Source organism: Nitrospirillum amazonense (assembly GCF_007828045.1).
In the GTDB taxonomy this organism is placed as follows: Bacteria; Pseudomonadota; Alphaproteobacteria; order Azospirillales; family Azospirillaceae; genus Nitrospirillum; species Nitrospirillum amazonense_C.
This window is the reverse complement of the sequence record NZ_VITN01000026.1, coordinates 39,986-52,503: the sequence shown is the minus strand read 5'-3', so window position 1 is coordinate 52,503 and position 12,518 is coordinate 39,986. Positions and strand designations below refer to the sequence as shown.

The window sequence follows — 12,518 nt, the reverse complement described above, 5'->3', positions numbered from 1 at the left end:
AGGCCGTCTGGAGACTGGCATGGACGGCCGTTCATGGGGCATCAGTGCCCCCGCATGCTTTAAGGCTATTAGAGCTATCGGACACGCAGTCGGGATAGAAGAGACATGGAACTGAAGGTTTTGGCGACGCGCGGCGCGGTTAAGGCCGCCCTGGTTATAGGGCTGCTGGGCGGCCTGTTGAGCAGCGTGGCGCACGCCGCCACCATCGATACTGAGGCGCGCCAGGCCATCCTGATGGATGCCGACACCGGCACCGTCCTGTTCGCCAAGAACGCCGACCAGCACATGCCGACGTCGTCGATGAGCAAGGTCATGACCATGTACATGGTCTTCGACCGGCTGAAGAACGGCAAGCTGTCGCTGGAGGACAGCCTGCCGGTCAGCCGCCGTGCCTGGGAACTGGGCGGAGCCAAGACCGAAGGCTCCACCATGTACCTGCCGCTGGGCGCCAACGTGAAGGTGGAGGATCTGATCCGCGGCGTGCTGGTGCAGTCCGGCAACGACGCCACCATCGTCCTGGCCGAAGGCCTGGGCGGCACGGAGGAGGCCTTCTGCCGCAACATGACCAAGCGCGCCCACGACATGGGCATGAAGGACAGCAACTTCACCAACGCCGCCGGCCTGCCGGACGCCAACCACTATTCCACGGCGCACGACCTGGCCATCCTGGCCATCCACACCATCCACGACTTCCCCGAGTACTATCATTATTTCTCGGAGCTGGAGTTCACCTACAACAAGATCAAGCAGGGCAACCGCAACCCGCTGCTGTACCGCAACATGGGCGTGGACGGCCTGAAGACCGGCCATACCGAGGCGGGCGGCTACGGCCTGATCGCCTCGGCCAAGCGCGGCGACCGCCGCCTGGTGCTGGTGATCAACGGCCTGACCAGCATGCAGAGCCGCGCGGATGAGCCCGCCCGCATCCTGGAGTGGGGCTTCCACGAGTTCGACGACTATGCCCTGTTCAAGGCGGGCGAGACGGTGGACACCCTACCGGTGTCGCTGGGCACCGCCGACAGCGTGCCGGTGGTCATCCCCGACGCCCTGAAGATCACCCTGACCGCCGAGCAGCGCCGCGCCATGAAGGTGGCGGTGGTGACGCAACTGCCGCTGGCCGCCCCGGTGGCCAAGGGCGCCGCCGTCGCCACCCTGAAGGTGACGGCGCCGGACCTGCAGACCCTGGAAATCCCCCTGCGGGCGGCCACTGACGTGCCGCGCCTTGGCCTGTTGGGCCGCATGGGCGCCGGCCTGCACCGCATGATCTTCGGCAGCTGAGGCGGCTGATGGCGACCGGCCGGTTCATCACCCTCGAGGGCGGGGAGGGGGCGGGCAAGTCCACCCAGATCCGCCTGCTGGCCCAGGCCCTGACGGACCGGGGGATGGAGGTGGTGACCACCCGTGAGCCTGGCGGCGGGTCCGACGGCGCCGCCGCCATCCGGGGGCTGCTGGTGGCCGGCGACACGTCTTGGCAGCGCCTGACCGAGGCGCTGCTGCATAACGCCGCCCGGCATGAGAATGTCGAGGCGCTGGTGCGCCCGGCCCTGGCCCGGGGCGCCTGGGTGCTGTGCGACCGCTATGCCGACAGCACCGTCGCCTACCAGGGCTACGCCATGGGCGTGGACCGGGGTGTCCTGACCGATCTGCACCGCCTGTCCACCGGCGGCCTCATGCCCGACCTGACCCTGGTGCTGGACCTGCCGGTCGAGGCGGGCCTGGCCCGCGCCGGTTCAAGGCCGGGGACCGAGGACCGGTACGAGCGCATGGGCATGGAGTTTCATGAACGCCTCCGCCAAGGCTTCTTGGACATCGCCGCCCGCGATTCCGGCCGCTGCGCCGTGATCGACGCCACCGGCGACATCGCCACCATCCAGGCCCGGCTGTTGACGGTGGTGGAGGGGCGCTTGGGCCCGCTGGGGAGGACCGCGTGATGCCGGCGCCGGCGTTCGACCGGGAAAGCGTGCCGGCGCCCATCGCCACGCACGACCTGATGGGCCATGCGGCGGCGGAACAGACGCTGCTGAAGGCCGCCACCGGCGGGCGCCTGCACCACGCCTGGCTGATCGGCGGGCCGCCCGGCATCGGCAAGGCTACGCTGGCCTACCGTTTCGCCCGCTTCCTGCTGTCGGGCGGGGCGGAGCAGCAAGGAGACGGGCTGTTCGGCGCCCCGCCGCCGCCCACCAGCCTGTACGTCTCACCCGAGAACCCCATCGCCCGGCGCGTGGCCGCCGGCGCGCATGGCGACCTGCTGACCATCCAGCGCACCTGGGATGAGAAGCGCAAGCGTTTCAAGCGCGACCTGCCGGTGGAGGAGGTGCGGCGCATCGCCCCCTTCCTGCGGCTGACGGCGGCCGAGGGCGGCTGGCGCATCGTGGTCGTGGATGGCGCCGACCAGATGAACCCCAGCGGCCAGAACGCCATCCTGAAGATCCTGGAGGAACCGCCGCCCCGCGCGCTGATCCTGCTGGTCGCGGACAACCCCGGCGCCCTCCTGCCCACCATCCGCTCGCGCACCCGCACCCTGATGCTGGAGCCGCTGCCCACCACCACGGTGCGTAGCCTGGTCAACCGCATGATGCCGGATCTGGAGATGGGCGATGCCGCGGCGCTGACCACCCTGTCGGACGGCAGCATCGGGCGGGGCCTGGACCTGGCCGCCGCCGGGGGCCTGGACCTCTACCGCGTGCTGCTGGGCGTGCTGGACACCTTGCCGCGCCTGGATTTGGCCGCCGCCCACGCCCTGGCGGACCAGGTGGCCCGCGCCGGCCAGGACACGGTGTGGGAGACGACGACCGACCTGCTGCTGTGGTGGCTGGCCCGCTTCAACCGCGCGCTGGCCCGTGACCAGGCGGCGGCCGAGATCGTGGAGGGTGAGGCGGCCCTGATGGAACGTCTGTCCTTCGCGGCGCGCCGGGATCGTGCGCTTGATCGCTGGATGGAGGTATGGGACAACGTCAACCGCCTGTTCGCCAAGGCGGAAGGCGCCAATCTCGATCGCAAGCAGGTGATGTTGAGCGCGCTGCGCACGATCGAGGCTGCGGCGTCCTGAGACGCTGAAAAGCGGTTTCACCGCCCTAGATAATAAACCGACAGCCTGTTAGCCGGAGAGTTGCCATGTCCGGGCGCCCGCCCTTCTACATCACCACGCCGATCTATTACGTGAACGACGTGCCGCACATCGGCCACGCCTACACGACGATCGCCTGCGACGTGATGGCCCGCTTCAAGCGCCTGGACGGCTATGACGTCAAGTTCCTCACCGGCACGGATGAGCATGGGCAGAAGGTGGAGAAGTCGGCCGAAAAGGCCGGCATCGCCCCCCAGGCCTTCACCGACCGCGTATCGCAGAACTTCCGCGACCTGACCGGCCTGCTGAACATCTCCAACGACGATTTCATCCGCACGACCGAACCGCGGCACATCAAGTCCGTGCAGGCGCTGTGGCGGAAGCTGGTGGACAGCGGCGACATCTACCTGGGCTCCTATGCCGGCTGGTACTCCGTCCGGGATGAGGCCTATTACGGCGAGGATGAGCTGCGCACCGAGGCCGATGGTCGCAAGTTCGCGCCCACGGGCGCCGAGTGCGAGTGGGTGGAGGAGCCCAGCTATTTCTTCCGCCTCAGCGCCTGGACCGACCGCCTGATCGCCTTCTATGAAGCCAATCCGGATTTCATCCTGCCGGCCGGCAAGCGCAACGAGGTCATGAGCTTCGTGAAGGGGGGCCTGAAGGACCTGTCGGTCAGCCGTACGACCTTCGACTGGGGCATTCCGGTTCCGGGCGATGAGAAGCACATCATGTATGTCTGGCTGGACGCCCTGGCCAACTACACCACCGCCATCGGCTATCCCGAGACGGGGGAGGGCACGCCCTACGCCCGTTACTGGCCGGCCCTGCATGTGGTGGGCAAGGACATCCTGCGCTTCCACACCGTCTATTGGCCGGCCTTCCTGATGTCCGCCGGCCTGCAGCCGCCGCGCCGCGTGTTCGCCCACGGCTGGTGGACCGTGGAGGGCGAGAAGATGTCCAAGTCGCTGGGCAACGTCGTGGCGCCGGCCGAGCTGCTGGAAAAGTACGGCCTGGATCAGACCCGCTATTTCCTGATGCGCGAGATCCCCTTCGGCAACGACGGCGACTTCTCCCGCCGCGCCATGGTCACCCGCATCAACAGCGAATTGGCCAACGGCTACGGCAACCTGGCGCAACGCTTCCTGTCCATCATCCAGAAGAACTGCGGCGCCGTGGTGCCCACGCCCGGTGCGTTCACCGAGGCCGACAACGCCCTGCTGACCGCCGCGCGCGGCCTGCTGCCCACCCTGCGGACGGAACTGGACGTGCAGGCCTTCCACAAGGCGCTGGACGCCCTGTGGGTGGTGGTGGGCGACGCCAACCGCTATATCGACGAGCAGGCCCCCTGGGCCCTGAAGAAGACGGATCCGGCGCGCATGGCCACGGTGCTGTATGTGTTGGCGGAGGCCGTGCGCCATGTCGCCATCCTGACCCAGCCCTTCATGCCCGGGTCGATGGCCAAGGTGCTGGATCTGCTGGCCGTGCCGGCGGACGCCCGTGACTTCGCCCACTTGGACCTGGCGCTGGTGCCCGGCACGCCGCTGCCGTCGCCGCAGGGCGTGTTCCCCCGCCATGTCGAGGAGACGGAGGGGGCCGCCTGATGCCGGACGGTCTGATCCATAAGCCCTTCCTGATCGACAGCCACTGTCACCTGGACTTCCCCGACTTCGCCGAACAGCGCGACGCGGTGGTGGGCCGGGCGCGGGCGGCGGGGGTTGGCGCCATGCTGACCATCTGCACCCACCTCAGCCGCTTTCCCCAAGTGCACGCGGTGGCCCAGGCCTATCCCGATGTCTGGTGCACGGTGGGCGTCCACCCCCACCAGGCGCTGGAGGAGCAGGAGCTGTGCACCGTCGAACGGCTGCGTGAGCTGGCGGCGTACCCCAAGGTCGTCGGCCTGGGCGAGACCGGCCTGGACTATTACTACAACAAGAGCCCGCAGGAGGTTCAGGAATCCTCCTTCCGCGCCCACCTGACCGTGGCGCGCGAAACCGGCCTGCCGGTCATCATCCACACCCGCGACGCGGATGAGGACATGATCCGCATCCTGCGGGAGGAGGGCGGGTCCGAAGGCAAGCTGCGCGGCCTGCTGCACTGCTTCAGCTCCAGCCCTGAGCTGGGCCGCCAGGCGCTGGAGATGGGCCTGCACATCTCCTTCAGCGGCATCGTCACCTTCAAGAAGTCGGACGAGCTGCGCGCGTTCGCCAAGGAGGTGCCGCTGGACCGCATGCTGGTGGAAACCGACGCGCCCTTCCTGGCGCCGGTGCCCATGCGCGGCAAGACCAACGAGCCGTCGTTCGTGGCCCACACCGCCCGCCTGCTGGCGGAGGTGAAGGGCATGGATCCGGCGGATCTGGCCCGGGCCACCACCGCCACCATGCTGGCGCTGTTCGACCGCATCCCGCCCGCCGAGTGCGGCACCTTCGTCGCCGGGTTCCCGGCGTGAGGAACGGCATGCGGGTGCGAATCCTGGGCTGCGGCGGGTCCGGCGGCGTGCCGATGATCGGCAACATCTGGGGCGACTGCGACCCCAATGAGCCGCGCAACCGCCGCCGCCGCGCGTCCATCCTGGTGGAGACGGACCGCACCACCGTCCTGATCGACACCGGCCCGGAAATGCGGGAACAGCTGCTGGACGCGCAGGTCACCCGCATCGACGCCGTGGTGTACACCCACGCGCACGCCGACCACGCCCACGGCATCGACGACCTGCGCCAGGTCAATTGGATGAATAACCGGCCGCTGCCCATTTACGCGGACACGGTCAATCTGGGCCAGTTGCAGGAACGGTTCGACTATTGCTTCAAGCCGCAGGACAGGCCGGACTGGTTCCCGCGCCCTTGCCTGGTGCCGCATACCATCACCGGCCCCTTCAGCATTGGCGACCTCGACTTCATTCCCTTCCACCAGGAACACGGCCGCTTCCCCAGCCTGGGCTTCCGCATCGGCGACTTCGCCTATTCCACCGATGTCGTGCACCTGGATGAGAAGGCCTGGAGCGTGCTGGCGGGCATCGACACCTGGATCGTGGATGCCACCCGCATCGAACCGCACCCGGTGCACGCCCACCTGGACCTGGCGCTCAGCTGGATAGACCGGCTCAAACCCCGCCGCGCCTACCTGACCCATATGAACCACCAGATGGACTACCGCTCCCTGATGGCGATACTGCCGCCGGGGGTGGAGCCGGCCTACGACGGCCTGGTGCTGGAGATGGCCTGACCATCCGGCACCAGGCCGTCCTGAGACGCCGCCTTAGTAGGCGACCTGGGCGCGGAAGCCCACGGCCTGGTAGCGCAGGCCGGTCTGGTTCTGCAGCGTGGCGCCGCTGAGCTTGCTGACGTCCACGATCTGGTAATCGGCCATGAACTTCAGATGGTCGTTGGGATACCAGTTCAGCCCCAGTTGGATGACATCCTGCTGACCGCCCGCCACGCCGCCGGTCACCGACTGGGCCAGGAAGCGCTGGACATGGCTGTTCAGGTTGATGTCGCTGTAGCGCGCCGCCACCTCGAACGCGCCCCAGTCGCCCGTCTCGGGATTGAACGGGTGGGCGACCTTGAGCCCGCCGAAACCGCCGCGGGCCGACTGGTACAGGCGCGGCTCGCCCGTCAGCACCCAGGACGCATCGACATAGGCACCGTGGAAGGTGAGGTCGGGCGTCTGGGTGGCACCACCCAGGCCGGCCCCGGCCTGGTGCTGGCGGTTGATGCCGATCTCCACATACTCCGCCTGGACCAGGAAGTTCTGGTAGCGCAGGCCCACTTCCGGGTTCCAGGTGTAGACGCCGGTCGCCGGCATGGAACCGGTGTTGATCAGCTTGCTGGTGTCCACCCGCAGTTCCGGCTGGACCGACAGGGCCAGGTTCTGCGCCAGGCGGTTGCTGTCGTTCTGGTTCATGCTGAACACCTTGGACCCGCTGAAGCCCAGGTGGACATCATAATCCTCGCCATACACCGGCCGGCCCGCCACGCGCATCACGGCACCCGTCTGCTGGCCATTGGACGGCTGGGTGGTGGAGACGGCGGTGGTGACCGATCCGGTGGCGCCGACGGATGAGGTCGCGGTGGTGGTGGACTGGCCACCATATGCCTGGCCCGTCAGGAAGCCGGAGACGAAGAAGCGGTCCTGGTAATAGCGGGCGCCCACGGCGGCGCGGGCGTCGCCGGCGGCGATGTTGCGCTCCACATCCATGATGGCCGGGCGTTCCATGAACATGAAGTCGTTGGAACTGGGCGCGTCCTGCAGGCTGATGTTGGGCTGCAGATAGCCCAGCGCCGCCGTGAAGCCCTTGAAAGGCGTGTAAGCCAGGTTGGCCTCATACAGGTACTGGGTGTTTTGGCGGCCATCCGGCGACCCGCCGAAGTCGGGCGTGACCGTGGCCGTGATGTCGCCATACCGGAAGACGAAGGGAATGCGGATGCGGCGGGCGTTGACGCCATCGCCCAGATCCACGCCCGATCGCTTCACGCTGGCGTTGTCCTCGAAATAGGCGGCCGCGTCGAACTGCGCCTGCAGGCCGATCTGCAGCGTGCCCTTGCCGCCGAAGGCGGTGAAGGTGGGGCGGCCGCCAGCCATGGTGAAGCTGCCGTTGTCGCCGCTGCTGGCCTCCAGCTTGGCGATGGTCTTGGCTTGGGTGGCCGCTTGCGCCGCGACCTGTTCCGCCTGGACCTTGGTTTCCGCCTGCGCCTTGGCGTCGGCGGCCTCGCGCGCCTCAAGCGCGTCCAGTCGGGCCTGGATGGCCTGGCTGACCTTCATCTGCGCCTCCAACTGGGCGCGCAGCCGTTGCACCTCTTGCGTGGAGGTCTCAGCCGCATGGGCGGGCAGGTCGGCCATCAGGCCACAGGCGGCGGTGAGCAGGAACACGCCGGTTCGCCCGTACGGGGACGTCCGCGTTTGCTTCGACATTTTAAGAAACCCTTCATCTGTATTCGATCGCACCTGATCGGGATGCAGGGCCAATTTAGGCGCTATATTTATATATTTATTGCGTCACCTTGATAGTATCTCGTGATCATCTGATAACGAGATCTTAATATCGGGAATAGTTATACGCCGCGCATATCGGAATACTCTGTTCCCGATATGGATCAAAGCCCAACAGCTTGGCAGACTCCGATCACTCGGCTTGTCCACGGCAACCGGTATGCGCGGCGCGCGGTGCTGGGCAAAAATGCCAGCATTGCGAGTGTGCGTTGTGTCACACCGCCGTCATGGTAAAATCCCTGCCATCGACAAACGGTTCGGGTGCCCAAGAATGCGGCGTTCCGGTTCCTGTCTCTCCAGCCAGCGGCGCGCCAGCGCCGTGATCGGCTTCCGTGTCTAAGGCTTCATCGATATCGGCATGAGCCAGCGCCGTCCCTGACACCGGCGGCCTCCTGACACATCCCCCAATCCCCCCCATTCCGCCTGCCGGATGCCCCTTTGCCTGGGCCCCGGCGCTGGCGGTCTCGCGCCCGGACTCCGTCACGGATCCGGACCGGGCGCTCACATCAAGGTCCATTGAACGAGGCTTCCATGCTGGAGTTCCCTTCCTGGGCGCTCACCACGCTTTATCTGGTGGGTGGCGTCCTGGGCGTGCTCATCCTGGCGTTTGTTACCGGTGCCGTCGTCTATATCCGCAACGATGCCGTGGGCATCGTCGAGAAGCTCTGGGCCCTGGGCGGCTCGGTTGAGGAGGGTTTCCTGGCGCTGGCGGGCGAGGCCGGCTTCCGGCCGGAAACGCTGCGCGGCGGCTTTCATTTCTTCATGCCGCTGCAATATCGCGTGCACCGCGCCAACCTGGTGACGGTGCCCCAGGGCAGCCTGGCCTACATCTTCGCCCGCGGCGGCCAGGCCCTGCCCAATGCCCAGGCGCTGGCCCGCTGGCCGGCGGGGGTGGGGGTGGAGAACGCCCGCGCCTTCGTGAGCCAGGGCGGTCAGCGCGGCCCCCAGCGCCGCATCCTGCGTGAGGGCGTCTACGCCATCAATACGGCGCAGTTCATCGTCTTCACGGAATCGGCCACCCACGCCGTGGTGCTGGGCGATGCCAGCGACGCACGCGCCGTGGAAACCATGCGCGAGATGATCGAGGAGCGTAACGGCTTCCGCCCCCTGATCATCCGCGACCATGAGGACGCGGTGGGCGTGGTCACCGTCCATGACGGCCCGGCCCTGGACCATGGCGAGATCATCGCCCCCACGGTGGGCACCCACGCCGCCGACGGCACCACCTTCCACAACTCCTTCCAGGATCCGGAGACCTTCCTGGCCGCTGGCGGCCGCCGGGGCCGGCAGGAACAGGTGCTGGTCGAGGGCACCTACTACATCAACCGCCTGTTCGCGACCATCGAGGTACGGCCCAAGACGCAGGTGGACATCGGCAATGTCGGCGTGGTGGTCAGCTTCACCGGCCCGCGCGGCGCCGACGTGTCCGGCACCGACCACAAGCATGGCGAACTGGTGGCCCAGGGCCAGCGCGGTGTCTGGCAGACGCCCCTGCATCCTGGCAAGTATGCCATCAACCCCTATGCCGTGAAGGTCAGCACGGTGCCGACCACCAACTTCGTCCTGCGCTGGATCGAGGGGCGCAGCGAGGCCCACGGCTTCGACGACAACCTGGCGGAGATCAAACTCATCACCAAGGACGCGTTCGAGCCGGTGCTGCCCCTGTCCATCGTCGTGCACATCGGTTACGACGACGCGCCCTGGGTGGTGCAGCAGTTCGCGGACATCAAGAAGCTGGTGGAGCAGACCCTGGACCCCATGGTCAGCGCCTGGTTCAAGGACGCCGCCCAAAGCCGCACCCTGATCGAGCTGGTGAACCAGCGCGCCGAGGTGCAGCGCGAGGCCCTGGCCGCCATGAGCGCCCGGTTCGCCAAGTACCGCCTGAACGTGAAGGAGGTGATGATCGGCACGCCGCGCGCGGCCAAGGGCGACACCCACATCGACACCATCTTCGAGCAGTTGCGCGCCCGCCAGGTCGCGCGGGAGAAGGTGGAGACCTATGAAAGCCAGCAGGTGGCCGCCGCCAAGGAACTGGAACTGCGCGCGGCCGAAGCCCGGGCGGCGGCGCAGGGCGACCTGACCAAGTCGTCGGTGTCCATCGAGGTGGCGCAGAACCACGGTCGCGCCGAACTGGCCCGCAAGACGCAGGAGGCGGAGGCAACCAAGGTGATGGCCGAGGCGACCGCGATGCGCACCCGCACCGAGGGCCGGGCCGAGGCCGACCGCGTGGCCGCCATCGGCGACGCCAACGCCCAGGCGGCCAAGGCCCAGGTCGATGCCTTCGGCGGTGCGGAGATGGCCCTGTCCAAGGAGGTGGCCGCCATGCTGAGCGGCGCCATCACCCAGGCCAAGGTCCCCCTGGTCCCCACCGTGACCATGGGCGGCTGCGAGGCCGGCCACGGCACCCTGGTAGACGCGCTCATCAGCCTGTTGATGGCCCAGGGCGGCCTGGACCAGCTGGTGAAACGAACCAAGCAGCCGGAGACGGCGGCATAAGGTCTGAGGGACCTAGAAAGGCCGGGTCGGAAACGATCCGGCCTTTCGGCTTGTGGGGCGAACATCCGGCGTTTCACCCCACAGGCCGGGCTTTTTCTTGACCGTCAGGGGCCACAGCATCGCGAAGACCAGGAACCATCCCGCGGCCCCGGCCGCCAGCACGCAGAATACCGCGAACGGTGGCATGAAGCGCAGCAGCGTGAAGGCCACGTATAACACCGCCAGCAAGATCAGCCACATCACGGGCTCGAAATAGAAAATCCACGCCAGGAAGGTCCACTTGGAATAAACCTCTGCGTCGCAGTTCGGGCAGACGAAGGGCCGGGACTTGGTCATGTTCGCCATGGGCGGGATCGTATGCCTGTGGCATGCGGGGCAGGGGCGGGGCGGGAACAGCGGCATGGTCGAGCACCTGGCTCTGATTACAACAAGCGCTTCATGAGCGAACGGTACCAGAGCGCCTTGACCCGACGGTTTGCAAACCGGGGCTGGGGAGCTACCGTCCTTTAAGGATAAGATTAAAGAGGATGCGGCGGGTGGACTGGTTCGAACGCCTAATGGGCTTTCCTGAGACGACCTACGCCGAAACACGCGGTCGCTTGTCCATCGAGGATGGGGCGCTGCGGTCACAGGTCAATGGCCGGACATTCGGTATTGGGAATTTGGAGGTGGTTTCCCTGGAAGCCCTGCGCCAACGCGTCGCCGCAAATCACGGCGCACCCGGTCGCCTGACCGTGCGGACCATTAGCAGGGTGCGGAAAAACCCTTCCGTCTGACGCTTGGTCATGATTCGCTTCCCCTACGGATTCGGAGGGAAGAGATGCGTGGCGGCGACATTCGGACGGAGGGTTTGTTTTCGTATGTGAGTTGCGAGGCCCGGGTTCCGGCTGGTCATCCGCTGCGTGCGATCCGAGCGATCTGCGACGAGGCGCTGGAGGTCCTTTCTCCGGAGTTTGATGCGCTGTACGCGAAGGTGGGCCGTCCCTCCATTCCGCCGGAGAAGCTGCTGCGTGCGTTGCTGCTGCAGTCGTTTTATTCGATCCGGTCGGAGCGGCAACTGATGGAACAGATGGATTACAATCTGCTGTTCCGGTGGTTTGCCGGGCTGGCGATGGACGCGGCCATCTGGGACGTGACGGTGTTCACGAAGAACCGTGAGCGGCTTCTTTCCGGTGACGTGGCGGCGAAGTTCCTGGCGGCCGTTGTGGCCCAGGCGCGCGGGTGGAACCTGCTGTCGGATGAGCACTTCTCGGTGGACGGCACGCTGATCGAGGCGTGGGCGTCGGTCAAGAGCTTCCGGCCCAAGGACGGCGACGACAATCCACCGGGCCCTGGCCGCAATGGGGAGCGGGACTTCCACGGGGAGAAGCGGTCCAACAAGACCCATGCGTCCGCCACCGACCCCGAGGCCAAGCTGTATCGCAAGAGTGACGGCCAGCCGGCGCGCTTGGCTTACATGGGCCATGTGCTGATGGAGAACCGCAACGGCCTGGTGGTCGGCGCCACGCTGACCCAGGCCACCGGCACCGCGGAACGCGAGGCGGCGCTGGCCTTGATCGACGGGCTGAAGCCGACGAAGCGGGTCACCTTGGGCGCCGACAAGGCCTACGACGTGCGTGAGTTCATTGCCCAGTTGCGCGTTCGCAAGGTCACGCCTCACATCGCCCGCAACGAGCAGCGAACCGAAACCGGCACGCTGCGGCGCAGTAGCGCCATCGACGGCCGCACCACCCGCCATCCCGGCTATGCCGTATCCTTGCGCGTCCGCAAGCGCATTGAGAAGGTCTTCGGGTGGGCCAAGACCATCGGCGGCCTACGCAAGACACGACAGAAGGGAACGGATCGCGTGGGCTGGGCCTTCGCCCTGACCGCCGCCGCCTACAACCTCGTCAGGCTGCCCAAGTTGATGGTGGCGGCATGACCATGCCCGGGATCCGCCTTCAAACGGCGGGACCCGGGGAAAATGGCG

Annotated in this window: 11 protein-coding genes; 9 read left to right on the top strand and 2 right to left on the bottom strand. The window is 67.0% G+C overall.

The genetic code is table 11. From position 1 onward, the window contains the following. The first annotated feature begins 105 nt into the window (after nt 1-105). From FBZ89_RS26560 to FBZ89_RS26535, 6 genes are all read left to right on the top strand, one after another. Nucleotides 106-1,278 (top strand): D-alanyl-D-alanine carboxypeptidase family protein, encoded by a 1,173-nt coding sequence (locus tag FBZ89_RS26560; protein ID WP_145753684.1) that lies wholly within the window; start codon nt 106-108, stop codon nt 1,276-1,278. 8 nt (nt 1,279-1,286) lie between these two features. Then, nucleotides 1,287-1,931, top strand: a complete 645-nt coding sequence (gene tmk, locus FBZ89_RS26555; protein ID WP_145753682.1) for a dTMP kinase — start codon at nt 1,287-1,289, stop codon at nt 1,929-1,931. Further along, entirely contained in the window at nt 1,931-3,049 is a 1,119-nt protein-coding gene (locus tag FBZ89_RS26550) for a DNA polymerase III subunit delta' (RefSeq protein ID WP_145753681.1), read from the top strand. The genes tmk and FBZ89_RS26550 overlap by 1 nt, the downstream gene beginning before the upstream one ends. Nucleotides 3,050-3,114: 65 nt before the next feature. After that, complete coding sequence (metG, locus tag FBZ89_RS26545) at nt 3,115-4,668, top strand: methionine--tRNA ligase (protein ID WP_145753679.1); 1,554 nt, start codon at nt 3,115-3,117, stop codon at nt 4,666-4,668. After that, on the top strand, nt 4,668-5,513 hold the full coding sequence (locus FBZ89_RS26540; RefSeq protein WP_145753677.1) for a TatD family hydrolase: 846 nt from the start codon (nt 4,668-4,670) through the stop codon (nt 5,511-5,513). The genes metG and FBZ89_RS26540 overlap by 1 nt, the downstream gene beginning before the upstream one ends. An 8-nt stretch (nt 5,514-5,521) precedes the next feature. After that, a complete protein-coding gene (locus FBZ89_RS26535; RefSeq protein ID WP_145753676.1) occupies nt 5,522-6,289 on the top strand; it encodes an MBL fold metallo-hydrolase in 768 nt (255 codons plus the stop codon). A 33-nt stretch (nt 6,290-6,322) separates the two neighbouring features. Here FBZ89_RS26535 and FBZ89_RS26530 read toward each other — a convergent pair whose 3' ends face one another. After that, a complete protein-coding gene (locus FBZ89_RS26530) occupies nt 6,323-7,933 on the bottom strand; it encodes an OprO/OprP family phosphate-selective porin (RefSeq protein WP_145753673.1) in 1,611 nt (536 codons plus the stop codon). A gap of 651 nt (nt 7,934-8,584) precedes the next feature. On the opposite strand from FBZ89_RS26530, the gene FBZ89_RS26525 reads away from it, so the two are divergent. Beyond that, nucleotides 8,585-10,549: an SPFH domain-containing protein gene (locus FBZ89_RS26525; RefSeq protein ID WP_145753671.1), complete on the top strand. Its 1,965-nt coding sequence runs from the start codon at nt 8,585-8,587 to the stop codon at nt 10,547-10,549. 12 nt (nt 10,550-10,561) lie between these two features. Here the strand turns inward: FBZ89_RS26525 and FBZ89_RS26520 are convergent, their stop codons facing one another. Further along, nucleotides 10,562-10,894, bottom strand: coding sequence for a hypothetical protein (locus FBZ89_RS26520; protein WP_145753670.1), 333 nt, complete (start codon nt 10,892-10,894; stop codon nt 10,562-10,564). Between the two features lie 191 nt (nt 10,895-11,085). On the opposite strand from FBZ89_RS26520, the gene FBZ89_RS26515 reads away from it, so the two are divergent. Both FBZ89_RS26515 and FBZ89_RS26510 read left to right on the top strand, forming a co-directional pair. Continuing rightward, nucleotides 11,086-11,325 carry a hypothetical protein gene (locus FBZ89_RS26515; protein ID WP_145753668.1) on the top strand — a complete coding sequence of 80 codons (240 nt, stop codon included), beginning with the start codon at nt 11,086-11,088 and terminating at the stop codon, nt 11,323-11,325. Nucleotides 11,326-11,369: 44 nt separating this feature from the next. Further along, nucleotides 11,370-12,470 (top strand): IS5 family transposase, encoded by a 1,101-nt coding sequence (locus tag FBZ89_RS26510; protein WP_145753666.1) that lies wholly within the window; start codon nt 11,370-11,372, stop codon nt 12,468-12,470. Nucleotides 12,471-12,518 lie beyond the last annotated feature (48 nt).

What these genes read in the sequence shown, in the direction of transcription:
- FBZ89_RS26560 (WP_145753684.1), top strand. Translation starts at nt 106, where the DNA reads ATGGAACTGAAGGTTTTGGCGACGCGCGGCGCGGTTAAGGCCGCCCTG.
- tmk (WP_145753682.1), top strand. Translation starts at nt 1,287, where the DNA reads ATGGCGACCGGCCGGTTCATCACCCTCGAGGGCGGGGAGGGGGCGGGC.
- FBZ89_RS26550 (WP_145753681.1), top strand. Translation starts at nt 1,931, where the DNA reads ATGCCGGCGCCGGCGTTCGACCGGGAAAGCGTGCCGGCGCCCATCGCC.
- metG (WP_145753679.1), top strand. Translation starts at nt 3,115, where the DNA reads ATGTCCGGGCGCCCGCCCTTCTACATCACCACGCCGATCTATTACGTG.
- FBZ89_RS26540 (WP_145753677.1), top strand. Translation starts at nt 4,668, where the DNA reads ATGCCGGACGGTCTGATCCATAAGCCCTTCCTGATCGACAGCCACTGT.
- FBZ89_RS26535 (WP_145753676.1), top strand. Translation starts at nt 5,522, where the DNA reads ATGCGGGTGCGAATCCTGGGCTGCGGCGGGTCCGGCGGCGTGCCGATG.
- FBZ89_RS26525 (WP_145753671.1), top strand. Translation starts at nt 8,585, where the DNA reads ATGCTGGAGTTCCCTTCCTGGGCGCTCACCACGCTTTATCTGGTGGGT.
- FBZ89_RS26520 (WP_145753670.1), bottom strand. Translation starts at nt 10,894, where the DNA reads ATGGCGAACATGACCAAGTCCCGGCCCTTCGTCTGCCCGAACTGCGAC.
- FBZ89_RS26510 (WP_145753666.1), top strand. Translation starts at nt 11,370, where the DNA reads ATGCGTGGCGGCGACATTCGGACGGAGGGTTTGTTTTCGTATGTGAGT.